A 26,749-nucleotide genomic window follows, 5' to 3' on the forward strand; every position below is an offset into this window, starting at 1 on the left:
CGGTTATCGGCTTTCACCGGTCATCTGTTTTTCCGTGCACTGTAAGTAAAATCTTCCCGGTCGATGCCGTATTTGTCGAGCAATGCGCGGATGATCAGCATGATTGTCTCCGCACTGAATCCGGCATTCTCGTAAATATCAGTACCTTCAAGCCGGAACGATTTTTTCCTGAGCATGGTCTTGTCGTAGGAAAACATGATGAATTGCGGTCCGTTTTCCAGTATTTCATTCGATTTTGCCATGTTTTCGATAATACTGCTGTCCAGGGCATACAGGCGTTCGATTAAAGAACGGAGCATTTCGGCATAAGTGGTGACATTGACCCGTTCTCCGGATAATTCATAGTAATTGGGTACCTTGAAAGTCGCCGTTTTGGGATCGTCACACGTATATAACTGGTAGTGCGGATCGGCAAACGGGATAACGGTTTCCGGTACTTCATCCGGGAACTGTTGCAGGATAACCGATGCCAGTTCTGTAGCACGTGTTTCGATGGTTTCGGCATTCCAGTTGTCGCACTGGCAGATAGACCGGTTCAGGGCGACGGTTTTTGAGTTCACGTCGGCAAAATGTTTTTTCTTTTCCGAAAATGGACGATCGCCCAGTTCGCTGTTATATCCCGTCAGAGTCAGGTTACCGAGTGTATGAAGATAACGTTCCCGGTCGTTTTCCCAATTTTCACCCAGCATTTTTTGCCATTCCGAAGACAGCTTTTTGTTTTGCGGCATGACATGCTCGATCGTCAGATTGTCGGTGACGATCTGTTCCTTGCCGTCGTTTTCGATCGCTGTGAGAAGATATTTGCACAGTGCGTTTTTCCGGTACAGATTATTGTGTATGAGCGCATCGGAAAAAGTCCTGTCGTCGATCCAGGCATCACGTGACGAAACCTGCCTGAAAAAAGAGACGATGGCATCATAATAATGCGCCTTGTTTTCCGCACAGTTGAAAATACGGTTGTGCAGCGTCTTGTACATGCCGCGCAAGGAATTGGACGGGACTTCGCACATCATGCGGCGAATGCTGTAATTCAGCAGAAAAGACAATACTTTTTCCAGTACCGTCTGGTCGATGACCTTGTTGTGGTAGTCATCGAATACACGGAACAGGAAAAGATAAACCGTGGTCTGGTTCAGCCGACGCAATGCCGCCAACGTGTCATTGACCGATACGCTGTATTGCGGATCGCCATACAGAAAGGCATGGTAAAATTTGGCATAATACAGGATTTCTTCAAGCATCGATTTATTGGTACATGCGTTTTTCTTGAAAACTAGCTTGAATGTTTCATAGGCCTGATCTTCACGCGGGAAATAATCGACCTTGATGTTCAGATAATCCATGAAAAAAGCCGTCAGCCAGTTGTAGCCGACCAGATTTTCTATCGCCAGCCAGTAGTCTTCATACAGCCGTTCCTGATCGATGTCGGTCATCAGCACGAAATTGCGTATCTTGTCGGCCAGACTCAGGGGAATGCCAGTCGAATTGATCCGTTCGAAAATTTCCTGTGCACTGTCATCCGGATCGAGTTTGATGGTCGCGCAGGTCAGATGCTCGATACCATCGAAGATATGGGCGACGCCCAACTGGTCATCCGTGTACATGGTTTTGCCGATCAGCTCGCGGAAAAGGGTGTAATTACGGTAAATACCGCTGCTTTTGTCGATCTCGTCTATCCTGTTTTCCATCAGCAACATCAGTTGCCGGTTGTCGCTTTTGACGGGCTTGAGTTTCAGTTTGCTGGATTCGTCGATCTGGTATTGCCTGAACTTGTCTTCGTTGAAAACGACGGATTCCAGCGCATTCCTGTCACGCTCCGATTCTGCCATGTCGATCAGCGCCTTGATCAGGATGTAGATGGTCGTCAGGCGCTGCTGGCCGTCGATGATGATGAAAGTATCGATCTTGTTTTCCGTTTTGAGCGGGGCATAGACGATCGATCCGGTGAAGTGATCCCGGTCGTTTTTGTGCGCTGCGATAATGTCTTCGAACAGCCGGATACATTGTTCCCGCGACCATTCGTAGTTGCGCTGGTAAACGGGAATGGCGTATTGTTTCCGGTTCGGCTGAATGAAGTCATTGATAATGCCGCCTCGTTCGATTTTCATGATGCAGGTACCTCTTTTTTGCCGGTGACGTATTCGTAAATGATGGATTTTTTGTATTCGGCCAGTTTGGAGATGATCTGTTCCTTGTTATGGATAATCCGGTCTATTTTGGCACATTTTTTGTCGAGATAATCGGCGATCTGGCTTTGCTCCTCAATAGAAGGCAATATTAATTTCAGGCAAACAAGTTGGCTGGCATTTATGGCAGGGTAACTTATTCCGACGGAATATGCTTCTACTGTGCTGACAAAGGCATCAGACAATACAGAATAATAGAGAAACTTTGGGGAAATTTTTTCATTTGTACGAAGACATGCAAATCCGGTAGATGCGACAGTCAGTTCCGAAACGGCGGGAATAATCGCAACAGCCTTCAAATATGTTCGTACAGTTGAAATGATGACGTCGTTATTCCTGACGATTCTTCTTGCGCGTGAAGGTGCATTTCCAAATGTGATATGTTGTTTGTTTATGACACCACTGCCATATTGTACGGAACTGATATCGATGTAATCGAATTCCAGATCATCGGGAGTGTTTTCCGATAAAACGTCATCATTATGTGAAGCCAGAAATTTCAATGGTATTATTTCCCATTCCTTCGGAATCTTGCCGATCCAGGGTATGCCGCTGTCTTTCATCGGTGCGTCGAGGTCCAGCCCACGGGTCACGGCTTCGCTGATGACGGATTGCCGGTATGCTTTCAGTTTTTCGATGACTTCCTGATGGCGTTCGACAAGTCGGTCGATCACAGCGCATTTTTCATCGAGGAAATTGGCGATCTGGCTTTGCTCCTCAATAGAAGGCAATGGTAATTTCAGACAAACAAGTTGGCTGGCATTTATGGCAGGGTAACTTATTCCGACGGAATATGCTTCTACTGTGCTGACAAAGGCATCAGACAATACAGAATAATAGAGAAACTTTGGGGAAATTTTTTCATTTGTACGAAGACATGCGAATCCGGTAGATGCGATAGTCAGTTTCGAAATGTCGGGAATAATCGCAACAGCCTTCAGATATGTTCGTACAGTTGAAATGATGACGTCGTTATTCCTGACGATTCTTCTTGCACGCGAAGGTGCATTTCCAAATGTGATATGTTGTTTGTTTATGATACCACTGCCATATTGTACGGAACTGATATCGATATAATCGAATTCCAGATCATCAGGAGTGTTTTCCGATAAAACGTCATCATTATGTGAAGCCAAAAATTTCAATGGTATTATTTTCCAATCTTCCGGAATTTCGCCGATCCACTCTATTCCGCTGTCCTTCATTTTTCTCATTGGGCGACTCCTGTTGCTTGCGTGGTCGGGATCGGCATGTTTTCGCGGATGAAACGTTCCAGCGGGGGAACAGGGGTATTGCCGCAGTAGCGGTAGTTAACTTGCCGGCTGCCGAACAATCCCTTGTGGCTTTTCTTGAGGGTATTTTCGTCGGAAATGTCGATGATATGAATGTCGGCATGCGGGTTCAGGGCCGTCCGGAACAGGAAACGTGCCGCGGTATCGGTTGGCGGGAATGAAAAACCGATGATGAAAACGTCGTCCGCTTCTTCCAGCAGGTGTGCGGCCGCTTGCCACAAGTGGCGTATGGCGGTGTGGTTGTAAAAGGCGTTTTTGTCCATGACCGGCGGGATGATATAAGGCACCAGCCCGACGGTCATATGGTCGGTTTCATTGGGGTTATAGTTGCGGTAGTAAATGGTATCCGATGATGATGCGCCTGCATGGTACCAGTTGACGGAGCCATGAAGTTTGATGATGGATGGAAGCCGCTGAATAAATGGGGTACCCCCCAATGTGCCTGCGCTTGGAATGGTACGTGAACCGATCCAGCTTAACGGATACGAGTAGAGTCGCTCCCATGGCAGATATGGTTGTCCGTTGTTTTTCACGTATTTTTCCATGGCCTTTTCGATCAGGACATCGTAATTCAGGGTGATGATGTCGCAGTGCGGATTTTCCAGAAAGCCGGCGATCAGACGGTCGAACAGGTTGTTGTGTTCCCCATTTTTGTCCAGTTGCTGGAAATGTTGTCCGATCATGCGGCTGATCCGTTCATACAGGGCGCGGTCGGTATAGTTGTTTTCCTGTTTCCATGGGAAGTCGGTTGACAGGTAGGTCAGCAGGTGTTCGACGTTGTTTTTGATGTTTTCAGGAATTTCCGTTTTGTAATGCGCGCTGATGGTGTCGGTTCCCAGCTCGAGTTGCTGGCGTATGTCGGTGCAGAGTTCGTTCAGGAGAGGGTAAGCCGGGTTGATGGCTTTGGAAAATCCGGCTCCCAGAAAGAAAACCTGTTTTCGCTTATTCATGGAACAGCTCCCGGATGGCGGTGTCCAGCTCTTTTTCGATGGCGATGATTTCGGACAGGATGGCGTCGGATGGGCGCGGGGGTTCGTATCGGTAGAAATGCCGGGTGAAGGGGATTTCGTAACCGGTTTTCGTTCTGGCGTGGTCGATCCATGCATCGGGGACGAAGGGCAGGACTTCGCGTTCGAAGTAGGTTTGTACGTCTTCTTTCAGCGGGATGGTTTCGGTGTCGCGCAGGGTCGGATCGGGCTGTATTTTGCCTTTTTTCATGACGGGGTTGCCCTGTTCGTCTTTCAGGGGACGTTCGACGGTGATTTTGGTGTAGCCGAAGTCGCTGTTGTCGAAGATTTTGCTGATGTCGTTTTCTGCCATGTCGCCGTACAGGCGGGTGATGGTGTCGATGGCGCTTTGCGGGATGTCGTTGCGTTTGTTGCCCAGCGCCTTGCGGCGTTTTTCGAACAGGCCGCTGGCGTCGATGAGCTGGATTTTGCCGGCGCGTTTCGTGCCGGCTTTTTTGTTGGACAGTACCCAGATGTAGGTGGCGATGCCGGTGTTGTAGAAGATGTCGTTGGGCAGGGCGATGATGGCTTCGAGCAGGTCGTTTTCCATGATGTGTTTGCGGATTTCGGAAGGACCGCTGCCGGCGTCGCCGGTAAAGAGGGGGGAGCCGTTATGGATGATGGCGATGCGGCTGCCGCCGTTTTCCGGCGTTTTCATTTTGGAGAGCGCGGTCAGCAGAAACAGCATCTGGCTGTCGCCGATGGCTGGCAGTCCGGCGCCGAAGCGGCCGGCGTCGCCGGTACGTGCTTCCTGTTCGACGGCGTTTTTTTCGTTTTTCCATTCCCGTCCGAACGGGGGATTGGAGAGGATGTAATCGAAGGTTTGTCCCCGGAACTGGTCGTTCGAGAGGGTGTTGCCGTCGTGGATGTTGCTGGCGTCGTTGCCCTTGATGAGCATGTCGGCCTTGCAGATGGCGTAGGTCTGGTCGTTGAGTTCCTGTCCGAATGCCAGCAGGGCGCAGGTCGGGTTGAGCCGGTGCAAGTATTCTTCCGCGACGGAGAGCATGCCGCCGGTACCGCATGCCGGATCGTAGAGGCTTCTCAGGATGTTTTTGCCGCCGAGCGCTTCATGGTCGTCGTGAAAGAGGATGTTGACCATCAGTTCGATGACTTCGCGCGGGGTGTAGTGTTGTCCGGCGTCGGCGTTGTGCGATTCGGAAAAGCGCCGGATGATTTCCTCGAAGATGTAGCCCATTTCGAGATTGGAAATGCGGTCGGGATGCAGGTCGGCTCTCGGGGTGGTGAATTCGCGCAGGACGGCATAGAGGATGCCTTTTTCCGCCATCGTGGTGATGTGGCCTTCGAAGCGGAATTTTTCGATGATGTCCCGTACATTGGCGGAAAAGCCGTAGAGGTAGGCGCGGAAGTTGGCTTCGATGTTGTCGGGGTCGTCGAGCAGTTTGCCGAAGTCGAAGCGGCTGACGTTGTAGAAAGCGTGTCCGGATGCCCGGCGGAGCAGGGCGTCCGGCATGGCGAGGGTTTTGCACTGTGCGTATCTTTCGAGTACGGCGGCTTTGGTGTCGGCCAGTATGCAGTCGAAGCGGCGGATGACGGTCAGCGGGAGGATGACTTCGCCGTATTCGTGCGGTTTGTACACGCCGGTGAGTTTGTCGGCGATGGCCCATATCAGGTCCGCTTTTTGTTTGACGTTGGATTCGAGGCTCATTGTTTTTTCTGTTTTGTGGATGACAGGCTGGAAAGGGAATGATGCACCGGTAACGGGGAGCACAGGCCTGTCAGGCTTATGAAGTTGTCAGGCCTGTATTGTAAGGGGGAAGGGGACGGCTGTCAGCGGCAATGCCGTATCCGGCATGCGACTGGTCGCGACGATCCGGAATTGTCCGCTTGTGGATGTTTCTTTCCGTCCCGTCCGGGAAGCGGTTCCGGTGTTCAGCGGTTTTTGATGGCCGAGACGATCAGCATGGCGGGGCGGCGGGTTTCGTCGATCATGCCGGGGACGGTTTCCAGCAGGGCTTTTTCCGGTTCGGGTTCGGCAAGGCCCGTCAGGGTGAATCCTGCGGTGATGACGCCGTTGATGACGGTGGTCAGTGTCCGGTGGTATTTGGTGACGTGCTGTCCGAGGAAGATGGCGTCGCGCTTGCCTTCGTCGAAATAGCGGTCGACTGGCCAGTGCAGTTTTTTGCCGTTTTCGTCGGTGATCCATTGCTGGGAACCGCTGGCGGTATAAACGGGGTGTTCGATGGAGAAGACGAATGCGCCGCCGGGAGTGAGCGAGCGGTATATTCTGGTGTAGAGGTCGCCGAAGGATTCGATGTAGTGGAAGGCCAGCGAGCTGATGACGACGTCGTAGGTTTCGGGCTCGAATTCGAAGTCCTCGATGGCCATGCACCGGTATTCCGTCCAGAAGGAAGCGTTTTGCCGGTGGGCCTGTTTCAGCATTTTTTCGGACGTGTCGATGCCGGTGCAGGCGATGGCGCCGTGTTCGATGGCATAGCGGCAGTGCCAGCCGTATCCGCAGCCGAGATCGAGTACCCGTTTGCCGCAGAAGTCGGGCAGCATTTTTTCCAGAACGTGCCATTCTCCGGCACCGGACAGGCCGTTGACGGAACGGGACATGCCGCTGTATTCGCTGAGGAAACGGTCGTCGTCATAGGGATTGGTCCGGGTGGTGTTTTCTTTTTTCCCGCCGGTTTTCCGGTGGTGCGTTTTGTCCGTTTCCGTTCTGTTGCCATGGTGTTGTTCTGACGAGACCGTTTCTGATACAGGTGTGGGAGTGTGGCGTTTTGCACGGCTCCTGTCATTGATATGGATGGACTTTCGCTCACCTTTCGGTGACTTGCCGGGGAAACGTGACGTGATTTCACAACGTTTTGTCTCTCCGGGGGCAGGGGATGTTCCGGACGGGAGGAGCCGGACAGCCGTGTGGAGCCGGCGCCTAATTGATCTGTTTCAGGAGTTCGAGCGCGTCGGAGTCGTCCTGATCGGCCGCTTTTTGCAGCCAGTAACGGGCTTTGAGGGTGTCTTTGGCGATATCCTCGTGGCCGCTGAGGTAGAGGGCGCCGAGGATTTTCTGCGCACTGGTGTCGCCGGATTCGGCGGCGCGGGTGAACCAGTAAATGGCTTTTTCGGTGTTTTTCGCCGTTCCCTGTCCTTTCATGTAGGCGGTGCCGAGATAGTTCCGGGCGCTGGTTTCGCCGTTTGTCGCGGCTTTTTCGAACCATTTGAACGCTTCGACCTCGTTTTTGGGCATGCCGCGGCCTTCGAGATTCATGACGCCCATGAAGGTCTGGGCATCGGGTTCGCCGGCACGGGCGGCTTTTTCGAACCATTTCGCCGCTTCGCGGTCGTCTTTTCCGACGCCGTTGCCCTGGAAGTAGAGTACGCCGATCATGGATTGCGCTTCGGTATTGCCTGACCGGGCCGCTTTTTCGAAGCAGGGGAAGGCTTCACTGAACTGGCGGTTTCGGTAGTATTGCATGCCCTGCCTGAAATCCTGTTCTCCGGCAGAGTAGGCGGTTTTGCTGATGATGATCAGGATCAGGGTCAGGAAAGCGACGATCCAGGGCAGAATGTTTTTTCTTTTACGGCTCACGTTTTTCGGCATACCTGTTGGGGGTGTGTTGCTGGCAGGTTGGAAACGGACGCCATGATAACAGGGCTTGCCCTCTGCTCAAAGTATTTTCTGCCTTTCGGGTGACAAAACACAGAAATTTCTGCCATTTAACGTGAAAAGGACAGTCCCGGACGGGAAAAATGCCGCGGACGGGGAAATTTCCGTAAATGATGTGCGGGTTTTTCAGGTTGCCGGGCCGCGCGGTGCGACTGGCGGTTTTTTGTGGCGGGAAGGGCGGCGCCACGGCATGCTGCGGGGCCGGCTGTACGCCATGATGGTGTGCCGGCCGGGTGTGCCGGTCTCTCGCGTGACAGGCTTTCCGGCGCCTTGTCGCGAAGCGATATTCCGGAAAAGGACCGATGAACGGTTTTCGCCGCTGGATGGTTTTCCGAGACGGTCTGCAATGAATGGAAAACAGGGGAGGACAGGTGTCCGGACGGTGTTTGACGGGAAAGGGTGATCCGGCCGGCGATGGGTGCCACTCCTGCCGCATGGATTCCGGCGGGCAAAAGGAAAAGAAGGGGATTTTTTCGTTTTTTCCGGCAAGGTCGTCATGCTCTCCGGATGCAGGGGAGGGGACGATTTTTTCCGGATGCGGTTTTTTCGTAGCCGGGGTTTGTCACGATGCAACGGAGGGAGCGTCTTTTGTCCGTGCACAGGGTGTGGCGATTGTGCAAACAGGGGTAAACGGCTATTTTATAGATCGTGTGTGCACTTTTCCTGCCGGCGGTTTTTTCGGGGTGGAAAGGTGTGGTTTAAGAGACTGACCGGAATTTTGCCCGTTTGCCGGTCGAAAAAAAAGGATGTCGTGTCCCGGTGGGGGCGGCAAGGGAAGGGGTTATGGTCAGGGATAAGGGGTTTTACTGGGATCTTTTTGTCGCCACACTTCAGCTGAGCGCGTTTACGGTGGGGGGCGGGTTTGTCATTGTGCCGCTGATGCGCCGCAAGTTCATCCGGGAAAAACAGTGGCTCGACGAGGACGAGATGCTGGATCTGACGGCGATCGCCCAGTCGGCGCCCGGTTCGATCGCCATCAATGCCTCGATTCTGCTCGGGTACCGGCTGGCCGGGTTTCGGGGGGTGCTGGTGACGATTTTCGGGACGGTTTTGCCGCCGCTTTTCATTTTGTCGCTCGTGTCGATGTTTTATGCCGCTTTCAAGAGTAATGAATATGTCGTGCTGGCGATGAAGGGGATGCAGGCGGGGGTGGCGGCGATCATTTTCGATGTCGTCATCACGATGGGAAAGAATGTGCTTTCCCGCAAGCGGGTCATGCCCTGGATCATTTTGACCGGATCGTTTGCCGCCGTGTTTTTTTTCGATGTGAATGTGTTTGTCGTGATCATGGTGTGCGGGGCTGTCGGGGTGGCCGATACGCTGTACGGCGAACGGCTGCGCAAAATCCGTCTCGGGAAAATGCAGGCATTCCGGCGCCGGCGTGAGGAAGAAAGGAAACGGGAGGAGGACGCATGATTTACCTCGAACTGTTCTGGAGTTTTTTCCAGATCGGCCTGTTTTCCATCGGGGGCGGGTATGCCGCCATGCCGCTGATCCAGCATCAGGTGGTGGATGTGCATCCCTGGCTGACGATGGCGGAGTTTTCGGACATCATCACGATTTCCCAGATGACGCCGGGGCCGATTTCCATCAATTCGGCCACGTTCGTCGGGATCCGGATCGCCGGATTGCCGGGGGCGATTGTCGCCACGTCCGGATGTGTGCTGCCGTCGTGTCTGATCGTGCTGACGCTGGCGTTCGCCTATTACCGGTTCAGAAATTTCAGGATCGTGAAAAACGTGTTGTTGCAATTGCGTGCGGCGGTGGTGTCCATGATCGTGTTTGCCGGACTGTCGATCGGGTTTCTGGCGTTCTGGCACAGGGAGAACATGCCGACTGCCGCCGATCTGGCGCATACGGACTGGATCGCCGTATCCATTTTCTGTGCGGCCCTGTGGGTGTTGCGACGGTGGAAGAAGGTCGATCCGATTCATGTCATGCTGGCGACCGGTGTGCTGGGGATCGTGCTTTATATGTTGTCGCCGGTTTGGGGGTGGCACTGACGGCCGGAGAGCGGGCGACGGCGGCAGGGAAAATCCGGAAGCGGGACGGGCGGGGTCTTTGTCCAAAGCGACCATCGGGACAGGGCCGGTTTTCATGGCTGTCGCGATCGGATTGACGGCCCTGTGTGCTTCGGGACGGGGGCGTGTCGTGTCCGGTGATTTTCTTTCCTGTCGATGATGGCTTTCAGCCGGCCGGTATTTCCGTCCCGTTGACTGTCATTTCTGTTTTGGGTGTCAGAAGGCTGGCCGGAAAAGAAAAATCCGTTCCCGTTCCCGGAGTACGGCTACCGGTTTTCAGCCGGGCTTTTGCGACGGCCGGAGCCGGCATGACGGTGGAAAGGAACCGGGAGAGGCAGGAAAGGCACCGGAGGCGGTTCGTTCGGGGAGGACATCGGTTTGTTTTCCCGATATCCTGACAGGGCGGGCATTTTCGGGAGGGATTTGCCGGATATCCGTCGATAACGGCGCAAACCTGAATACGGAAAAATCCCGTGCATGGCAAGGTACCGGCCCCCTGCAAGGGAAGCGATTTGTCCGCCGGACGGACGCAATGACAGGAAAGGGAAGGTATGAAAAGCTTTTCGGGATCAGTACAGGGAGTGGATGGGATGGGGCGGTTTTCTTGGCGATGTGCCGTTTTTGTGACGGTGGAGTGAACGGGGCAGTCTTCCGGTGCCGTTATCGGAATGCGGGGGACTGTCGGGTATGATGTTGCCCTGCTTCCTGCTTCCTGCTTCCTGCTTCCTGCTTCCTGCTTCCCGAAAGCAGAGAGAAAAAACGGCTCATGGGGCCGGTATCGGCCGCAGGAGGTGGAAAAACCGTCTTTTTTCAGGGTTCGCGGGTGGGGGGCTGTTCCGGTCGTGGGGAGCGGATCCGGCCGGGTCTGCCTGTCAAACGGGCAATGCGTGCAAGTGAATGAATCCATTCGGAATTATGGCGCTATTCACGAGGTTGTCCACAGAAAACGGGGATAAGCGTACCGGTGGGGGAAAAACGGGTGGCATGTACTGCCGGTGGCGGGGGATTTTGCCGGTTCGGCCGGTCTGGCGGGGGGACGTTCGGTGATGTTTCGGGCCGGAACGGGCGGTTTGCCCGGTAAGGAGGCAGGGGCGGGAACGGGTTGAAGATAAAGGGAAAACCGGTGCTGTTCACGGGGTTGTCCACAGAAAACGGGGATAAATGTGCCGGCCGGGGAAAACGGGGTAAAGGCGGAGATGACCGGCAAGACGGGACGTGACCGGTTGGGTTTGCCGTCCGGATCACCGGTTGCCGCCGGTGTTTTTCGTGTCCGGTCCGGTTCCTGTGGCGGCTGGCCGGAGGCCGGCAGGGATGGAGCAGGTTGCCGGCCGTTTCGGGGCGTCTTCCGGTGGTCTAGGGGGCCAGCGGGGGACGGCAGGCGAGCCGGTAGATTTTTTCGCAGTCGCTAATGTCGAGTTTGACGAAGGAGCCGATGGTGTTGTTCCCGATCCGGAGTTTTTCGAGCAGGAGAGGGATGTCGTCTTCGCGGGCGCGGATTTCGGCGAAGCTGGTGGGCATGCCGATCAGCCGCAAAAAGGCACGGAAGGCGCGGATACCGGCCCGGGCGGTGACATCGGGGTGGGCGAAGTCCATTTCACAGCCCCAGACGCGCAGGGCGAACTGGGCAAAGCGGTTGATGTCGTGTTCCATGACGTATTCCATCCAGGCGGGCAGGATGACGGCCAGTCCCGCACCGTGTGGGCAGTCGTAGAGGGCGGAAAGCTCGTGCTCCAGGGCATGGCTGGCCCAGTCCTGTTCCCGTCCGACGCCGCAGATGTCGTTGTGGGCGATGGTGGAGGCCCACATGAGGTTGGCGCGGGCGTCGTAGTCGTCCGGATTTTTCAGGGCGCGCAGGGTTTCGGAACGGATGGCCAAAAGGACGGATTCGCCCATGCGGTCGGTGAGTTCGACGCCGGGGGTGTTGGTGAAGTAGCGTTCGATGATGTGGGCCATCATGTCGGTGGCGCCGGATGCCGTCTGGTAGGGCGGCAGGGTGGTGGTCAGTTCCGGGTTCAGGATGGAGAAGACGGGGCGGATGCGGTCGCTGGAATAGGGGCGTTTGACCATGCCGTCTTCCCGGGTGATGACGGTCACCGGCGAGGATTCGCTGCCGGCGGCGGCAACAGTCAGAACGGTTCCCACGGGCAGGGCGGAGGCCGGGAAGGCTTTGCCGTCGAAGAAGTCCCAGAAGTCGCCGTCATAGGGAACGCCCAGCGCGATGGCTTTGGCCGAGTCGATGACGCTGCCGCCTCCGACGGCGAGAATGAAGTCCACGTTTTCTTTCCGGCACAGGTCGATGCCGTCGGTGACGAGTCCGCTTCTCGGGTTGGGACGCACGCCGCCCAGGGGGACGGAGGAAATGCCCGCTCTTTCCAGCGAGCTGGTGACGCGGTAGATGAGTCCGGATTTGACGGCGGATGCGCTGCCGTAATGGATCAGGACTTTGGTGCCGCCGAGGCGGCGGATGCGGTCGCCGACATGGTTTTCCTCGCCCCGGCCGAAAAAGATCCGGGTGGGATTGTAGAAAGTGAAATTGTCCATGGTTCCTGTTCTCCTTGTTTGTGCCATGTTACAGGGGAGACGGCGGTTTTTGAAGCTGCAAGGCCGCCGGCAGGGGAAAAGAAGGGCCTGATCTGTTGCGTCTGTCGCGACGGGGCCGGATGGATCGGGAGAGCGGCTGGAGGGGTACGGGAACGACAGGCAGGACAAGGCAGACCTGAAGGTGGCCGGTTTTCCGTTCCGGTTGTCTGTTCGGCATGCAGTCGGGGAAAGCCGGAGGGAAGTGGTTCGCGCTTTTCATTGCCGTGCCGGTTTGATGGGCAAAAGCCGGAGAGAATCAGGCAAGAATATGGAAGAATCGTGTCTTCATGGGGATTTTCGGCGCTTTTATACTGTTGTCTGTGACAATGGTTTTCCGGTCGGTGGAAGCAAACGGAGGAAAAGTGTGTATCCGGCAGGATACCGGAGATTTGCCACTGGCCGGAAGCCGGATTTCAGAAACAGACAGGGAGATGATATGGATAATTTCACTTTCTATAATCCGACCCGGATCGAATTCGGCCGGGACAAGGAAAAGCTGCTGGGGCAGTACGTCGCTGCTGACGGCATCCGGAAAGTCATGCTGTGTTATGGAAGCGACCGGATCAAGCGGAGCGGGCTTTTCGACACAGTCGCGGGGAGTCTCGGGGAGAAGGGAATCGAGGTGACCGAATTCGGCGGAGTCGTCAGCAATCCCGTTATCTCGACGGTACGCAAGGCCATCGAATCGGTGCGTGCCAACGGGATCGAAGCGATTGTGAGTGTAGGCGGCGGTTCCGTGCTGGACAGCGCGAAAGCGATTGCCGCCGGAACGCTGTACGATGGCGACGTATGGGATCTGTTCATTGGCAAGGGAGTCATTGAAAAGGCGTTGCCGGTCTATGACGTGATCACGATGGCGGCTTCCGGCAGTGAAATGAATCCGACCGGTGTCGTGACCAATGAGGAAACCCGGCAGAAACTTTTCATCGCGGCGGAACCGCTTTTCCCCCGCGTTTCGGTCATCAATCCGGCCCTGATGAGAAGTGTCACGAAAGATTATCTCGTTTATTCGGCCGCCGATATCATCGCGCATTCGATCGAGGGATATTTCACGGCGAGCGTTCAGCCGCATTTTCCGTCCAGAATCGTTGAATCCGTCATTAATACTGTCATCGAGACGACGGAGATTCTGCTGGAAAATCCTGAAAACGACGATGTTCGCGGTGAATTCGCCTGGGCGGCGACCATGGCATTGAACGGCATGACCCTGACCGGCACATCCGGATACAGCTATCCCAACCATATGATCGAGCACAGCCTCTCCGCATTGTATAACGTGCCGCATGGTGCAGGTCTTTCGGTCGTCATGCCCGCCTGGATGAAGTGGTATTCCCCGAAAAATCCGGGACAATTCGAACGTTTCGCGAAAAAGATATTCGGTCTTTCCACACCGGAAGAAGGTATTGTGGCGCTGGAAAACTGGTTCAACCGGATCGGAACACCTACCAGGCTTTCACAACTGGGCATCGGGGAGAAAGATTTGCCGGCCATTGTCGAAAACGTTCTGGCGAATGCGCAGGCGTTCGGTCTTGCCGGGGTTTATACCGGAGAGATCGTCACCCGCATTCTGGAAAACGCCTTGTGACGCGATGGCGGGAGGGAGACAGGCGAGCTGTTCGCCTTTCCCGGACAATCGGAAATGTTTGAACCGTTGTATGGAGAGAAACACATGCAGAAATTCATGAAGGCCGCCGTTCTGGAGGGGCCCCGGCACATTGCAGTCAAGTCCGTTCCCGTTCCTGAAGTCGGGGAGGGGGAAATCATGATCAGGGTGTCCGCATGCGGTGTGTGCGGCAGTGATATCCATATGTGGAAAACCGGCCGGGGCTGGGGGGAGGACCGGGGGGATTTCATTATGGGGCACGAGTTCTGCGGGGTGGTTGTCGATCCGGGCGACAGCCGGTTTGCAATCGGGGATCGTGTCGTTTTCTGGGCCAATCTGTATTGCGGGCAGTGCGATATGTGCCGAAGTGGCCAGGAACAGTTGTGCCGTGATGTCAACGGCACGAATTATATCGGTTTCGTCTGCAACGGCGCCTATGCCGAATATTTCGTTGGCAAGGCGTTAAATGCCTACAAGTTGCCGGATGCCGTCTCGGATGTCGCGGCCGGTCTTATCGATCCCCTGATGGTCGCCTGGCATGCCGTGATCAAATCGGGACTCAGGCTCCGTGACAGGGTGCTTGTCGTGGGAGACGGCATTATCGGCCAGATGATCGGCGCTCTTGCCAGAAAGGCGGGAGCTTCCGTGGTCGCGCTGTCGAAAATCAATGACCGGCGTATCGCCAGGGCGCGTGAAATCGGTGATTTCGACCTGTATTTCGACGGCAACGATCCCGATCGGGCGCAGATCATGCAGGACGCTTCGGAAGGCGGTTTCGATATCGCTTTCGAGGTAGTGGGGGCTGCCGATGCCCTGTCTGCCTGCATGGATGGGGTGAAACCCGGCGGAACGGTCGTCATGATCGGCAATTCCATCAATCCCGATGTCCGCTTCGAACTCAACCGGGCCGTGCTTCGTGAAATCCGCCTGATCGGCAGTGTTTCCTGTACGGAAAAGGAATTCCGCGAAACGATTGACCTGATTGCGCAGGGTGTGATCGATCCGGAAAAATATGTCACGGATATTTTTCCGCTTGAAAAACTTCAACATGCGTTTGAAAGGCTTGCATCAGAAACCGATCCTGTCCTGAAGATCGTCGTCAAGCCCTGACTTTGCCATTGCCGCTGTTTTCGGCGGCAGCCGGGGACGGGCAGGAGAATCCGTTTTGTCTGGCGACCGTTTGATGGAAAAGACGGAACTGCGTTCCCGGAGGTTTTCCGGTTTTTCCCGGATGCCGGGGGATGGTGCTGTCCACAGGGGGGAAAAGGAAGCGGTTTTCAGGACGTGAGACAAGTTTGAAAGGGCCCTGTCCATAAAATGCCGGTTTGCCGGGCGGTGAAGTTGTGCAGAATGAATGGCAGGACAAGACCGGTGGAGGTCGCCGGAGGTCCGCAAGTTGTGTCGGTGTATGGCGGAAAGGCAGGGAACAGGGCAAGAAGGGGGCCGGAAAGAGACGTTAGCGGATTTCTGCTGGCGAAAGAGCAGGGGCGCCGGACGTGACCGGGAACGGGAAAGAAATTGCAAGGGGATATTATCTGTGGAGGCGGGGATTCTTCATGAACCGGCGGGAGAGCGGAAAATCGTACTGAACCATATCGTTCCCGGAAAAGACCGGCGGGGACGCGTGTTTGCTGCGGAGCCGGGATGGACGGGGAGCTGGACAAGAACACAAAATTCTATGGCCGGATCGAACGGGAAGACGGTTCACACTATACCGAAGAGTTTGAATTCCGTTTCGGCCTGAAACGCTCTTTTTGTGCCGGTCGTTTGTTTCGCCGGAAAAACCGGATGGATGTTCCGTCCGGTTTTTTTGTCGGGACGGTGGGAGCGACAGGATTTTTCAGGCTGACCGAAGTTTTTTTGTCGTGTACATTTTCCCTGTGGCGCCGGTGTGCGCCCGAAAAACGGAAAAACCGGACTCCCTTCCTGTGAAGCGGAGTCTTTTTTTATGGAGAATGGACATGACGAAATTACCTTCAAGGGAATTGCTGGACGGGACGAAAGTCCCCGAAACCACGACAGGGGAATTCCGGCTGGCGATGGGCAATCTGCGGCAGTATCTGGCCGAGTTGCTCGGAGACGAGGGGACGGACAGGGAGACGGCTCGCCAGACACTGGGAATCGATCTGGATAAAATCCGGTCGGATATCGCATCGAAGGCCGATGGGGAAACGGTGATGGCCGAGCTGGCGAAGAAGGCCGATTCGGCCGATCTCTCTCTGGTGGCGCTGTCCGGGGATTTCAATCATTTGGTCAATAAGCCGGCCAGATCGGATACGCTGGAAGGTTACGGGATTGTTGCCGATACGGTTCCGACGGCCGGCAGTACCCGGCCGGTCACGAGCGGGGGGATCAAGACTTATGTGGACGGGAAGGTTATGTCGATCCGGCACGGGATGGCGCTTTTTTCCCAGTCCGGAACGTTTGTGGTGCCGGAAGGGGTTTCCCAGCTTTTTGTCATGTGTATCGGCGGCGGAGGGGGTGGAGGCTGGTATCACGGCACGGGGGGAACCGGCGGCGTGACCAGTTTCGGTACCTATGCGACCGCTCCCGGCGGGGGAGGCGGATATGACAACGAGGTGGCGGGGGCGGCCGGAGGGGCCGGTTCGGCGACGGGGACTTGTGTGATGGCTTCGCCCGGCAATGCGGGCAAGGCGGCCGGCGGCGGCAGTGTACCGGCCAGAACATTTGCCAGCGGGATGTGGGTCGATACCTATTCCTATGGGGCGGGCTGCGGGGGAACCGGGTCGGATGCATCGTCTGTCGGCGGATCGGGAGGCAGTGTCGCGGCTTATGTGACCGTGACGCCCGGTGAAACCGTGCAGGTGACGGTCGGTGCCGGCGGAGGCGGTACGGTCGCCGGTCTGTCGGGTGCGTGTTTTGTGAAATGGTAGGAGGATGAGGAGATGAAAGCATTGATCAGGGATGGTGTTGTCGTCGATCTGGCGGCGGCGGTGTTTCCCGTTCATCCCGCTTTTGTGTGGGTGGATGCCCCGGAGGGGGTGGTCGCCGGTTGCCGTTATATCGACGGCCGGTTCGTTTTCCCGGAAAAGCCCGGTGTGCGAACAAAACCGGATGAATGACAGGCGGATCCACCGGATACCGGGACAGGTGTGGATGAACGGGGCCTGTCGTGTCGTGGAGAACGGTTTATTCCGTTCAGCAGGGGGGCGGTGGGTGGTTGAGGTTGCACCGGTTTCGGAAAACCGGCGGGGAGGTGGCACCCCTTGCGGTTCATATGGGCCGGTTCTGTGGCCCCGGTGTCACCGGCCTGTCCATTCTTGTGGAGTGCCGGTACCTGACCCGGTTTCTGCGCGATGACCGGCATGTTTTCCCGTCTGGACAGGTTTTCCGTTTCAATATTTGCCGGGTGAAATGTAGTTGCCGATGCCGCGTGATGGGGGCGGCAGGGCTGCTATCGGCGGGAAGTATCCTGAAGGTTTTTTCATGGTACCCGCCGAAGGCATGAACCGTATTTTTCAAAGGACGGTCTACGGGCTGCCAGAATGCGGAGCGGATGGGCGGGGAAAATGAGTTGTCCGGGGGATATCCGTTTTTTATGCTTTGTCCGGTCGGAATGTCTCGCCATTCCGACAGGGAATATGCCGGTGAAAGTCCCGCTTGCCGGGAACCGGTTTTCTGAAAACGGAAAAAATTTGTGGAGACGTGTACAGACGTACCGTTTTTTCGCTTTTGCGGGCCGCATGCATCGCCGCCAGTTTGTGTGCCGGCGGCGATGTCCGGTTTCGTATCGGGAACACATTTACTCGAAACGGAGAACCACTTTGGCCATCAGGCCCTGCCACATCTGTCGGGATGAATACATGGCGTCATAATGCAGGCCGAACGACTTGTTCCCTTTCTGCATATCGAATCCGATACCCGCCATGATACTGGTCCTGTCCACGATCCGGGTATGGATGCTGTCCGTGGCGTCCAGCCCCGCGGCCGATACTTCCGTTCTGTCCCGGATATCCCCGGCCGCGAAAATGGCCGTCAGATCGGCCTGCGGCCTGAATGTCCAGCCGTTCCGGTTCCTGAAGGTTCCCTGAATTCCCGCGCCGACGGGCAGGCTGTATATGTTCATGGTATCTTTTTTCGTGCTGAACGCACTGCCGGCATCGGCCTTTGTCCGGAATCCGGACATCACAAGCCGGTCATACCTCAGACCGGCATGGGGCAAGAGATCGAAACCGTTGTCGAACCGGATACGGTATTCGCCCCGGATTCCGGCACTCCACTGGTGGCTGCTGATATCGGCTCGGAGTCTGTTCCCCATTTGCAGGGTGGCCGGCAGGGTCTGGTCTATGTCGCTGTCGAAATGGGTGTAGGAGACATTCCCCATGACATTCCAGTTGTCCCGGTCATATCCGCCATACAGGGAAGCTCCCCAAAAATCGACATCGTTTTTCGTGTGGCTGAAGTCTCCTTTGGAGCTGGCCGAACCGGTTCCGGCCATGAGGGCGATTCCGGCATGACGGTTCGCATCGAAACTGCGGTCGATCCCCGCCACGATGCCGCCCATGTCGATACGGTGGCCGAACCGCGTCCTGTCCCCGCATTCCTTTCCGGAGCAGACGGGCATGCCGTGATTGCGCTGGTGCATCCCGATCAGATCGACCCACAAATCGGCATGTTCCTTTTCGTGCAGACGGACAGCGTCACCCAGTTGCAGGGTCCGGGACAGGGAAAGGTGTTTTTCGACGGCACGGTTGAACATGCCCGCTCCGGAATACGTGATGTTCCTGACCGCGCCGGCCGTGGCGATCTGGGCGGCGCTGTTGATGACTTCTTCCATTTGAGTCCTGCCGCCGGGCAGATACCGGCTGTCGGTGGCCCGGGACAGGAAGCGGATACCGGCCGTGGTACTGTCGACATCGATTTTCTGTCCCGAAACCAGTGCGTTCAGGTTGTCCGGGATATCGACACAGGGCAGGACTTCCCGGGCGTCTCGGGCACGGGAAGTGACCATGACGGTTCCTGTTTCCGTATCGCCTTCGACACGTTGGAAGTCAAGCAGGACGTTGCTGCTGTCGATCAGGTTGCCGCCTTTCCAGCCGTTCCCCTCGTCCGTCAGATTGTTACTGACTGCAATCAGGTAGGTTGTGTTGGCGTTGGCTCCGGCGACGATGAGTTTCGCTCCATCCCTGATGGTGAGCGAATTACCGAATACAGTATAGCCTCCCCGGCGATAGGCATTCATGATGTCGCCATCTTCGACGTCTGTCGCCGAAGCGGCATAGGCTGCTTTGACGATGTGATTGTCGTTGACGGTTACGCGGGTTTCGGTTCCGCCGGCAAAGACCGCCGTCCCCTGTTCGACGGTACGGTTTTCGGCGATTTCCAGTATCCCGCTGTTCAGATTCAGTTCGCCGTTTCCGTCAATTCCACTTCCGATGAAGGTTTTTTCGTGTATGACCTGGCTGTTTCCGAAATCCAGTGTTCCCTGGTTGGTGATGTCGTTGGGCTTGTCTCCCGCTGTGTTTCCCGAAAAGATGTTTGTACCGGACAGGAGCGCCGTTCCGGTGTTGTAAAGGGCGCCACCCCGGTTGTATACGGCGTTTCGGGATATGTTTTCTCGAAATGTACCGTTATGGATCAGCAGTTCGCCGGTGTTGTATATCGCGCCACCATAGGCGGCATAGGGCGAGCTTGCGGTGTTGCCGGTGAAAACGCTGTCTTGCAGCGACAGTGTTCCTTTTTTGCTGGTGATCGCTCCGCCAAGAGCGAAGCTGTTCTGTGCTTCCGATCGGGCTGTATTGTCGGTAAAAACGCTTTTTACGATGTCTGTATCCGTATATTGTGCATAAACGGCGCCTCCCTGCTGGCTGTTGTTTCCGGTGAAATGGCTTTCCGTGATTTCTGCCCGGTTGGCGTCACCGCTTCCTCCGTCCGAGAAAATCGCACCGCCGTAGTATGTACCGGAATTGTTGCGGAAATGGCTGCGGGCGACTGTGAGTGAATTTCCCGGGGAGGACGTTAGTGTGTCCATAGAAACGACGCCGGTATAACTGGAATGCGAATCTTCAATGACTGAATCGAGGATGCTTCCCGACGAGCCGGACTGGATCATCAGGACACTGCCCGGATGAATGCTGCGGATGTTCCGGATGGTTGTGTGGTCCAGAGTGATCGAACTGTTTGACGTGCTCGTCAAAAGGTAGGAACTGCTTGTGGAGTCGGACCCGTTTTCGCCAAAAAATGCGAGATTGCGAATCGTCAGGTTACCACCGTTTGTGGCTGTAAGAACCTCGTCAATGTCTCTTTCTGGAAATGTGACGTGGTGTTCCTGGCCATCAATTGTCATTTTTACCTGATCGATGACGATTTCTTTGGTCTTGTTTTTGAAATAGGAACCATCCAGATCGGCTGTAACGTTCAGGTGTACATCGTTTTCCGTGCGATGCGACGCGATTTCTTCCCAGCCGGAAACATCGTAGCTGGCAGCGGACACAGCGCCGGCATTGCAATATATCCCTGAAAAAACCGCAGCCAGAGCCAGGGAAAGCGGGGTAGGAGAGTAAAAGGAATATTTCTTTTTTGACATGTCGTTTCCTGTATTGTTTTTCGGATACGGACAGGAAATGACGGCCGTCAATCACTCAATACTTCCGATTATGCACATAATATTTTCACAAATCGTTTCAGGTTCATGATTTCATTGGTTTTTTGGGGAATCATGATATTTTGCAGGCAGAAATCGTGTTGATCGGTTTCTTTCCATCCATTAACATTTCATGAGTTGGGGCTAGGAAATATGCCGGGTCGCGCCTTTGTCTTGCAGGTTTTCGCTTCTTTGACAGATATCCGTTAATGTGCATTAACGGACGTTTCTTTTCTGCAACACCGGCAAAGAAGAGGGAGAAAGCGTGCGGGACGGTCGGTTTTGCGGGGGGGGGGAGTTTTTCCGTTGTAAGCGGCCGGGTGGGGGCGGGCCGCTGCCGTTTTGCGTGCCGGCAGCGATTCCCGGTTTCAGCATTCGGTGATGCCGGCCAGTTGCCGTGAAAGGAAGGTGGCGCGCGGGTCGGTCATGCCGGTGATGAAGTCCATGACGCGGATGCAGGCCATGTACAGGTCGTCGTGTTCTGTCGGGGCATGGATGCCCATAAGGGTCAGGGCCTGCCGGTCGCGGTAGGTGAGGCGTTTGCCGGTGCTGAACTGGTGGCAGGCGGGGATGAAGGTGTCGAGGATGCGTTTGTAGAGCGTGTAGGCACCGATTTCGAGTGCGATCTTGGAATGGTTTTTCAGGATGACGTCGAAAAAGAGGGTGCGTGCCCGGTTCATGTATTCCCGGACGTCGTCTTCGGTGTGGTCGAGCAGGCAATGGATGTTTTCGCCGTCCATGATGGCGTCGTAATGGTTCCGGAAGGCGACGAAGGTGGCGTCGATCATCAGGGCGATGAGTTTGGCGCGGATCAGGCCGGCCCGCCGCCGGTCGGAATCCATCGCCGCCATGCGTTTCGGGTTGAGCGCCAGTTTGCCGGCGACGGGGGCGATGACGTTTTCCAGGTCGGAAAAGCCGATGATTCCCAGTTCCAGCGCGTCTTCCATGTCGATGATGCCGTAGCAGATGTCGTCGGCCGCTTCGGTCAGGTAAGAGAGCGGGTGGCGGCGGTAGCGGTTGCCGTCTTTCAGGCCGAGGGTGGAGAAGACGGCGTCGAAGGTGTTTTTCTCGGACTGGTAGAAGTTGAATTTGGATGAACCGTCGCCGATGGCGTCGTAGGCGGAACGGGGGTATTTGACGAGGGTGGCCAGTGTCGGGTAGGTCAGCCGCAGGCCGCCTTTGTCCTTGTGGTTTTCCAGTGCGGTCACGACGCGGAATCCCTGGGCATTGCCGTCGAAGGATTTGAAGTCGGCTTTTTGTCGTTCGGTCAGTTCAGAGAGGTAACGGTCGTTGTTGGCGGTATCCCTGAACCAGTCCTGGAGAGCCGATTCGCCGCCGTGGCCGAACGGCGGGTTGCCGATGTCGTGGGCGAGACAGGCGGCCTGCACGATCTGGCCGATGTGTTCGGGGGTGATGATGTCGGGCAGTTCGCCCCGTTCTTTCAGGAAGTAGCCGGCCATGATGCCCAGCGAGCGGCCGGCGCTGGAGACTTCCAGCGAATGCATGAGCCGGTGGTGGACATGGTCGTTCACGGCGAAGGGGTGGGCCTGCGTTTTCCGGGCCAGCATGCGGAACGAGTTGGAAAAGAGGATGCGGTCGTAGTCCTGTATGAAGGGGCTGCGGGTGATGTCGAAAACGACATGGGCCGGGTCAATATGGTTGTGCCGCACCGGGGAGAGCAGTTTTGTCCACTGGTTCTTGCGTTTTGCCGTTCCGTTTCCGTTCATGGGTTCCTTTCCGTTTCGGGATGACGATACATTTATTATGTTTCAAAACGGTGACGGTTTCAAAAGGAATCGGGACGTTTCATGCGTTTTGCGGGCTTCTCTGTCCGGTGTTCGGGACGTGTGTTTGCGGTTATCCCCGATTGCTGTGGACAAGTTTGTGGTCAAGATGGCGGAGGCCGCGTCCGGTGCGGGCCGGATGGGGGATGCCTGTTTTTGTGGCAGTGTCTTTTCCGGCGGGGTCTTGTTCACTGAGAAAAAAGCGGTGGTGATCTTTGTCCGGGAAGTGAAGCCGGCCGGTATCGCGGTTCGGACGATGTGACTGGCGGGGTTCGGCGGGCGGGGATTATCGGGGAGTTCCGGGGAATTTGGCGGCTGTCGGAAACCGTGTCCGGTACAGACCATATTGTTCAGCCATACGGAGGCAGGCCTGTTTCCGGAATCCGGTTTTTGCCGGAACCGGGGAAACGGCAGCAATCAGGGAACATTTCCGCGTTCGTTCCCGCTTCCTGCCGTTTTTTTCGATCGGAGGCGGGATAATGGAACATCGTCTGAACCCGATAGGAAAGAAATACAGGCATGGGACGGAGATGACCGGCCGGAGATGAAAACGGAAAAGGACCGGGATACCGGCAAGCTGAAGACCGGTCCGTCCCACCCCGTCGGAACGATTTCCTGCCGGATGGATGAAACCTTCCTTTTATCCATCGAACCGGACGGTTCGTCCGGATTCCGGCACGGAACCGACAGAAGAACGGGATCAAACGGCATGCATGAGCGGACAATCGTTCCGGTCAGTGACATGGCGGAAACAGACGGGGTTTTGGAGAATTGCCTGATGCAGTGGGTGGATGTGTCCGTCGCGCTTTGGCAGGGGTGTTGCCGTGCCGGTGGTTGCTGGAAACGGGAAAGGCACGGCAGGCGTCGTCCGGACGGACTGGTTTGCACCGGTTGGGGCGGATGGGCGGCGGATTTCTTGCGGGGACACGCGGGGATGTCCGGGCAATCCGCCGGACGGGAGGTTTTCCCGTCCGTTCATGACAGTTGTCTGCGGCACGGTGCCGGAGGCGCTTGCCGGTGGGTTTGCCGCCAGATCAGTTTGACCAGTTCGGCGAACAGGATGACGGTGAAGGCGACGCCGATGAGTTTCACCCACATGGCAAGATTTAATGGAACGGTGTTGAAGAAGGTGCCGGCGTACTGGATGATCAGGACTTGCAGGATGAAGGTGCAGGCAGTGGCCAGAAGCATCGGGCGGTTTCTGAAGAGGTTTTTCAGCAGGCTGGCCCGGTGCAGTTCGCGGCAGTTGAAGGCGTTGAAAAGCTGGAAGAGCACGAACAGGGTGAACAGGACGGTGCCCATTTCCGCTTCGGCCGCGCCCAGGAAGTTGAAGACGTACTGGCCCAGAAAGACGGCGGACATGTAGAGGGCGGTGCCGACGATGCGCCCGAGCATGGCGGGGGATATGATGTTTTCGTTGCGGCTGACCGGTTTGCGGTTCATGAGGTCGTCGTGTCCGGGTTCCAGTCCGAGGGTCAGGGCCGGAGGGCCGTCCATGATGATGTTGATCCAGAGCAAATCCAGGGCGGAGAACGGCGCTTTCAGGCCCATGAGGACGGAAGAGAGTACGACGATGACGGACGCGAGGTTGACGGTGAGCTGGAAGGTGATGAACCGCTTGAAGTTTTCGTAGATGTTGCGGCCCCATTCGACGGCGCGGGCGATGGTGGAAAACGAGTCGTCCAGAAGGACGATGTCGCTGGCTTCCTTGGAGACTTCGGTGCCGGAGATGCCCATGGCGATGCCGACGTCGGCGTTTTTCAGGGACGGGGCGTCGTTGATGCCGTCGCCGGTGACGGCGACGACGTTGCCCGCTTCTTTCAGCAGTTTGACGACGCGCATTTTGATGATCGGGGTGCTTCGCGCGATGACGGCGATCGACGGCAGTTTCGCCAGAAGCTGTTCGTCGCTCATGTCGGCGATGTCTTTCGCTTCGACGGCAATGCCGCCGTTGTCCAGCAGGTGCAGTTCGCGGGCGATGGCCGTGGCGGTGACGATGTTGTCTCCCGTGAGGATTTTCAGGGCGATGCCGGCGTTGCGGCAGGACTGGACGGCGTCATGGACGTCGGCGCGCAGCGGGTCGGTGATGGCGACGAAGCCGTCGAAGATCATGTCGCTTTCCATTTCACGGTGCAGCGATTCTTCGCCGTAGTCCTGCATGGCGGGCAGTTCCTTGTGGGCGAAAGCGATGACGCGCATGGCCTGTTCCTGGGCGGCACGGATGTATTTTTCGATTTTCGCCTTTTCCGCTTCGGGAATGCGGCACATGGAAAAGAGGCATTCGGGGCTGCCCTTGACCCAGGAGATGATTTTCCCGTCCACGCTGGAGATGGTGGTCATGTGCTGGAGTTCGGAGGAGAACGGGAAGGCGCGAAGCGTGGTGTGGTTTTCCCGCTCGTCGCGGTACGATTTGCCGCTTTTCGCGCGCTGGGCCGACTGTTCATAGAAGTTGAGCATGGCGCATTCGGTCGGGTTGCCGAGAAAAGCGCCGTTTTCCCCGATATCGGCGGTGGTGTTCAGGCAGAAGTTGTGGATCAGCCAGGGGAGGTGAGAGTCCGGACAAATCCGTGTGCCAGGCGGTGTCGTAGAAGCCGGCTACGGTCATCCGGTTTTCGGTGAGGGTGCCGGTTTTGTCGGAACAGATGACGTTGATGCAGCCGATGGTTTCGGAAGCGACGAGTTTTTTGACGAGCGCGTTCTGTCGGGACAGTTTGATGATGTTGATCGACAGGGAGATGGCGACGATGGTCGGCAAGCCTTCGGGCACGACGGCGACGATCAGGACGATGCTAGTGACGAAGGCTTCCATGACGCCGTCCAGTGTCAGGTTGTCGTTCCATATGAAGGTGGCCATCTGGACGGCGAAGACGATGGCGGCGGCGGCCATGCCGAAAAAGGTGATGATTTTTCCGAGATGGGCCAGTTTTTCCTGCAGGGGGGTGACGGTTTTTTGCGTCCCGCCCAGCTCGCGGGCGATTTTGCCGAATTCGGTGGCGTCTCCGGTGGCGGTCACGACCATTTTGCCGTGGCCGCTGGCGATGTAGGTGCCGGTATAGAGCATGTTGGCGCGTTCGGCAAGCGGCGTTTTTTCGTCGGTGATGTCTTTCGAGGCGTCCTTGTCGGCAGGGACGCTTTCGCCGGTCAGGGCCGATTCGTCCACCGAGAGACCGGCCGATTCCAGAAGCCTGCCGTCTGCGGGAACCTTGTCGCCGGTGGACAGCAGAAGGATGTCGCCGGTGACGATGTCTTCCTGATTGAGCATGACGGTGTGGCCGTCGCGCAATGCCCGGACGATGAGGTTGTCGCTGATCCGGGAAAGGGCTTCGAACGCTTTGGCGCTTTTCCCTTCCATGACGACGCTGATGATGACGGAGAGCAGGATCGCGACGAAGATGCCGACGCATTCCAGATAGTCCGCAACGCCGCCGGTGACGCTCTGGAAGATGTTCACGCCCAGTGCGATCAGCCATGCCATGATGAGCATGATAATCATGGGTTCCCTGACGGCGTCCCGGATGCGTTCGGCCATCGATTCGGGTTTGTTCCGGGTCAGCCTGTTGGCGCCGTAACGTTGACGGTTCGTTTCGACCTGTCGGGGTGTCAGTCCGCCTGACGCGTCCGTTCCCAGTTTTTCAAGCAGATCTTCTTTTGATCCCATCCATTCATTCATCGGAAATCCTTTTCAAGGTAATTGAAATGAAAAAGACCCAGGCATGGCAGAAACCATACATGAGTCTCGTTCATTAAGACAAGCCAGACCGGATGGCCAGGGTGTTGACTTGCCACACAAGCGCAATGACTTGTGCAAACTACTCCCTCAAGCGGGTATTTCAAGCGATGGGAAAATAATAACATTGATGAAACGGTTTTTACAAATTGCCGGAGGGGTGTCGGGGCGAAATGACGGGAAAATGCGCGGATCGGTCCGGAATCGGGGGAAGTGGCGGGTTTTGCACGCGGGTTGTCCCGTGTTTTCAGGGCGGATTTGCCGGTGTCCGGAGACGGGGCCGGTTTGTCCGGCACGGGCAGGGGAAAATGCTT

19 protein-coding genes are annotated in these 26,749 nt (G+C 56.2%); 8 read left to right on the forward strand and 11 right to left on the reverse strand.

From position 1 onward, the window contains the following. Positions 1 to 20: 20 nt before the first annotated feature. The 6 genes from NB647_RS05010 to NB647_RS05035 all read right to left on the reverse strand — a co-directional run bounded on the left by NB647_RS05010 (position 21) and on the right by NB647_RS05035 (position 8,038). Positions 21 to 2,108: a DUF262 domain-containing protein gene (locus NB647_RS05010; protein WP_269284600.1), complete on the reverse strand. Its 2,088-nt coding sequence runs from the start codon at positions 2,106 to 2,108 to the stop codon at positions 21 to 23. Continuing rightward, positions 2,105 to 3,400, reverse strand: coding sequence for a restriction endonuclease subunit S (locus NB647_RS05015; RefSeq protein ID WP_332880341.1), 1,296 nt, complete (start codon positions 3,398 to 3,400; stop codon positions 2,105 to 2,107). Before NB647_RS05015 ends, NB647_RS05010 begins: the two co-directional genes overlap by 4 nt. Beyond that, entirely contained in the window at positions 3,397 to 4,428 is a 1,032-nt protein-coding gene (locus tag NB647_RS05020; RefSeq protein ID WP_269284602.1) for an SIR2 family protein, read from the reverse strand. Before NB647_RS05020 ends, NB647_RS05015 begins: the two co-directional genes overlap by 4 nt. Continuing rightward, positions 4,421 to 6,151, reverse strand: a complete 1,731-nt coding sequence (locus NB647_RS05025; RefSeq protein WP_269284604.1) for a type I restriction-modification system subunit M — start codon at positions 6,149 to 6,151, stop codon at positions 4,421 to 4,423. Before NB647_RS05025 ends, NB647_RS05020 begins: the two co-directional genes overlap by 8 nt. A gap of 224 nt (positions 6,152 to 6,375) precedes the next feature. Beyond that, positions 6,376 to 7,062 (reverse strand): class I SAM-dependent methyltransferase, encoded by a 687-nt coding sequence (locus NB647_RS05030; RefSeq protein ID WP_269284605.1) that lies wholly within the window; start codon positions 7,060 to 7,062, stop codon positions 6,376 to 6,378. A 319-nt stretch (positions 7,063 to 7,381) separates the two neighbouring features. Next, positions 7,382 to 8,038 carry a tetratricopeptide repeat protein gene (locus tag NB647_RS05035; protein WP_269284606.1) on the reverse strand — a complete coding sequence of 219 codons (657 nt, stop codon included), beginning with the start codon at positions 8,036 to 8,038 and terminating at the stop codon, positions 7,382 to 7,384. Between the two features lie 804 nt (positions 8,039 to 8,842). On the opposite strand from NB647_RS05035, the gene NB647_RS05040 reads away from it, so the two are divergent. Together NB647_RS05040 and NB647_RS05045 are read left to right on the forward strand one after the other, a co-directional pair. Next, positions 8,843 to 9,532 carry a chromate transporter gene (locus tag NB647_RS05040; RefSeq protein WP_269284608.1) on the forward strand — a complete coding sequence of 230 codons (690 nt, stop codon included), beginning with the start codon at positions 8,843 to 8,845 and terminating at the stop codon, positions 9,530 to 9,532. After that, positions 9,529 to 10,119 carry a chromate transporter gene (locus NB647_RS05045; protein WP_269284611.1) on the forward strand — a complete coding sequence of 197 codons (591 nt, stop codon included), beginning with the start codon at positions 9,529 to 9,531 and terminating at the stop codon, positions 10,117 to 10,119. Before NB647_RS05040 ends, NB647_RS05045 begins: the two co-directional genes overlap by 4 nt. A 1,371-nt stretch (positions 10,120 to 11,490) precedes the next feature. Here the strand turns inward: NB647_RS05045 and NB647_RS05050 are convergent. Next, positions 11,491 to 12,678: an iron-containing alcohol dehydrogenase gene (locus NB647_RS05050; RefSeq protein WP_269284613.1), complete on the reverse strand. Its 1,188-nt coding sequence runs from the start codon at positions 12,676 to 12,678 to the stop codon at positions 11,491 to 11,493. A 475-nt stretch (positions 12,679 to 13,153) separates the two neighbouring features. Between NB647_RS05050 and NB647_RS05055 the strand changes: the two genes are divergently transcribed. The 5 genes from NB647_RS05055 to NB647_RS05075 all read left to right on the forward strand — a co-directional run bounded on the left by NB647_RS05055 (position 13,154) and on the right by NB647_RS05075 (position 17,403). Then, positions 13,154 to 14,302 carry an iron-containing alcohol dehydrogenase gene (locus NB647_RS05055; protein ID WP_269265537.1) on the forward strand — a complete coding sequence of 383 codons (1,149 nt, stop codon included), beginning with the start codon at positions 13,154 to 13,156 and terminating at the stop codon, positions 14,300 to 14,302. Between the two features lie 84 nt (positions 14,303 to 14,386). After that, on the forward strand, positions 14,387 to 15,430 hold the full coding sequence (locus tag NB647_RS05060) for a zinc-dependent alcohol dehydrogenase (RefSeq protein WP_269284614.1): 1,044 nt from the start codon (positions 14,387 to 14,389) through the stop codon (positions 15,428 to 15,430). Positions 15,431 to 15,964: 534 nt separating this feature from the next. After that, on the forward strand, positions 15,965 to 16,252 hold the full coding sequence (locus NB647_RS05065; RefSeq protein WP_269284617.1) for a hypothetical protein: 288 nt from the start codon (positions 15,965 to 15,967) through the stop codon (positions 16,250 to 16,252). Between the two features lie 29 nt (positions 16,253 to 16,281). Then, positions 16,282 to 17,214 carry a hypothetical protein gene (locus NB647_RS05070; RefSeq protein WP_269265539.1) on the forward strand — a complete coding sequence of 311 codons (933 nt, stop codon included), beginning with the start codon at positions 16,282 to 16,284 and terminating at the stop codon, positions 17,212 to 17,214. A gap of 12 nt (positions 17,215 to 17,226) precedes the next feature. After that, complete coding sequence (locus NB647_RS05075) at positions 17,227 to 17,403, forward strand: hypothetical protein (RefSeq protein WP_269284619.1); 177 nt, start codon at positions 17,227 to 17,229, stop codon at positions 17,401 to 17,403. A 680-nt stretch (positions 17,404 to 18,083) separates the two neighbouring features. On the opposite strand, the gene NB647_RS05080 is transcribed toward NB647_RS05075, so the two are convergent. Both NB647_RS05080 and NB647_RS05085 read right to left on the reverse strand, forming a co-directional pair. Beyond that, positions 18,084 to 20,867 (reverse strand): autotransporter domain-containing protein, encoded by a 2,784-nt coding sequence (locus NB647_RS05080; protein ID WP_269284621.1) that lies wholly within the window; start codon positions 20,865 to 20,867, stop codon positions 18,084 to 18,086. A gap of 425 nt (positions 20,868 to 21,292) precedes the next feature. Then, positions 21,293 to 22,651 carry a deoxyguanosinetriphosphate triphosphohydrolase gene (locus tag NB647_RS05085; RefSeq protein WP_269284624.1) on the reverse strand — a complete coding sequence of 453 codons (1,359 nt, stop codon included), beginning with the start codon at positions 22,649 to 22,651 and terminating at the stop codon, positions 21,293 to 21,295. A gap of 145 nt (positions 22,652 to 22,796) precedes the next feature. Here NB647_RS05085 and NB647_RS05090 point away from each other — a divergent pair, with 145 nt between their 5' ends. Beyond that, the gene (locus NB647_RS05090; protein WP_269284627.1) at positions 22,797 to 22,970 is read left to right on the forward strand and encodes a hypothetical protein; all 174 of its coding nucleotides are present in this window, start codon (positions 22,797 to 22,799) and stop codon (positions 22,968 to 22,970) included. 713 nt (positions 22,971 to 23,683) lie between these two features. Here the strand turns inward: NB647_RS05090 and NB647_RS05095 are convergent. Next, positions 23,684 to 25,165 (reverse strand): cation-translocating P-type ATPase, encoded by a 1,482-nt coding sequence (locus NB647_RS05095; RefSeq protein ID WP_269284629.1) that lies wholly within the window; start codon positions 25,163 to 25,165, stop codon positions 23,684 to 23,686. Continuing rightward, on the reverse strand, positions 25,149 to 26,378 hold the full coding sequence (locus NB647_RS05100) for an HAD-IC family P-type ATPase (protein ID WP_269284631.1): 1,230 nt from the start codon (positions 26,376 to 26,378) through the stop codon (positions 25,149 to 25,151). Before NB647_RS05100 ends, NB647_RS05095 begins: the two co-directional genes overlap by 17 nt. Positions 26,379 to 26,749 lie beyond the last annotated feature (371 nt).

Origin of the sequence: Oxalobacter aliiformigenes (assembly GCF_027116575.1) — a bacterium.
Lineage (GTDB): Bacteria > Pseudomonadota > Gammaproteobacteria > Burkholderiales > Burkholderiaceae_D > Oxalobacter > Oxalobacter aliiformigenes.

What these genes read in the sequence shown, in the direction of transcription:
- NB647_RS05055 (WP_269265537.1), top strand. Translation starts at nt 13,154, where the DNA reads ATGGATAATTTCACTTTCTATAATCCGACCCGGATCGAATTCGGCCGG.
- NB647_RS05010 (WP_269284600.1), bottom strand. Translation starts at nt 2,108, where the DNA reads ATGAAAATCGAACGAGGCGGCATTATCAATGACTTCATTCAGCCGAAC.
- NB647_RS05020 (WP_269284602.1), bottom strand. Translation starts at nt 4,428, where the DNA reads ATGAATAAGCGAAAACAGGTTTTCTTTCTGGGAGCCGGATTTTCCAAA.
- NB647_RS05045 (WP_269284611.1), top strand. Translation starts at nt 9,529, where the DNA reads ATGATTTACCTCGAACTGTTCTGGAGTTTTTTCCAGATCGGCCTGTTT.
- NB647_RS05080 (WP_269284621.1), bottom strand. Translation starts at nt 20,867, where the DNA reads ATGTCAAAAAAGAAATATTCCTTTTACTCTCCTACCCCGCTTTCCCTG.
- NB647_RS05095 (WP_269284629.1), bottom strand. Translation starts at nt 25,165, where the DNA reads ATGCTCAACTTCTATGAACAGTCGGCCCAGCGCGCGAAAAGCGGCAAA.
- NB647_RS05085 (WP_269284624.1), bottom strand. Translation starts at nt 22,651, where the DNA reads ATGAACGGAAACGGAACGGCAAAACGCAAGAACCAGTGGACAAAACTG.
- NB647_RS05070 (WP_269265539.1), top strand. Translation starts at nt 16,282, where the DNA reads ATGACGAAATTACCTTCAAGGGAATTGCTGGACGGGACGAAAGTCCCC.
- NB647_RS05015 (WP_332880341.1), bottom strand. Translation starts at nt 3,400, where the DNA reads ATGAGAAAAATGAAGGACAGCGGAATAGAGTGGATCGGCGAAATTCCG.
- NB647_RS05030 (WP_269284605.1), bottom strand. Translation starts at nt 7,062, where the DNA reads ATGTCCCGTTCCGTCAACGGCCTGTCCGGTGCCGGAGAATGGCACGTT.
- NB647_RS05050 (WP_269284613.1), bottom strand. Translation starts at nt 12,678, where the DNA reads ATGGACAATTTCACTTTCTACAATCCCACCCGGATCTTTTTCGGCCGG.
- NB647_RS05065 (WP_269284617.1), top strand. Translation starts at nt 15,965, where the DNA reads ATGGACGGGGAGCTGGACAAGAACACAAAATTCTATGGCCGGATCGAA.
- NB647_RS05025 (WP_269284604.1), bottom strand. Translation starts at nt 6,151, where the DNA reads ATGAGCCTCGAATCCAACGTCAAACAAAAAGCGGACCTGATATGGGCC.
- NB647_RS05100 (WP_269284631.1), bottom strand. Translation starts at nt 26,378, where the DNA reads ATGAATGAATGGATGGGATCAAAAGAAGATCTGCTTGAAAAACTGGGA.
- NB647_RS05060 (WP_269284614.1), top strand. Translation starts at nt 14,387, where the DNA reads ATGCAGAAATTCATGAAGGCCGCCGTTCTGGAGGGGCCCCGGCACATT.
- NB647_RS05075 (WP_269284619.1), top strand. Translation starts at nt 17,227, where the DNA reads ATGAAAGCATTGATCAGGGATGGTGTTGTCGTCGATCTGGCGGCGGCG.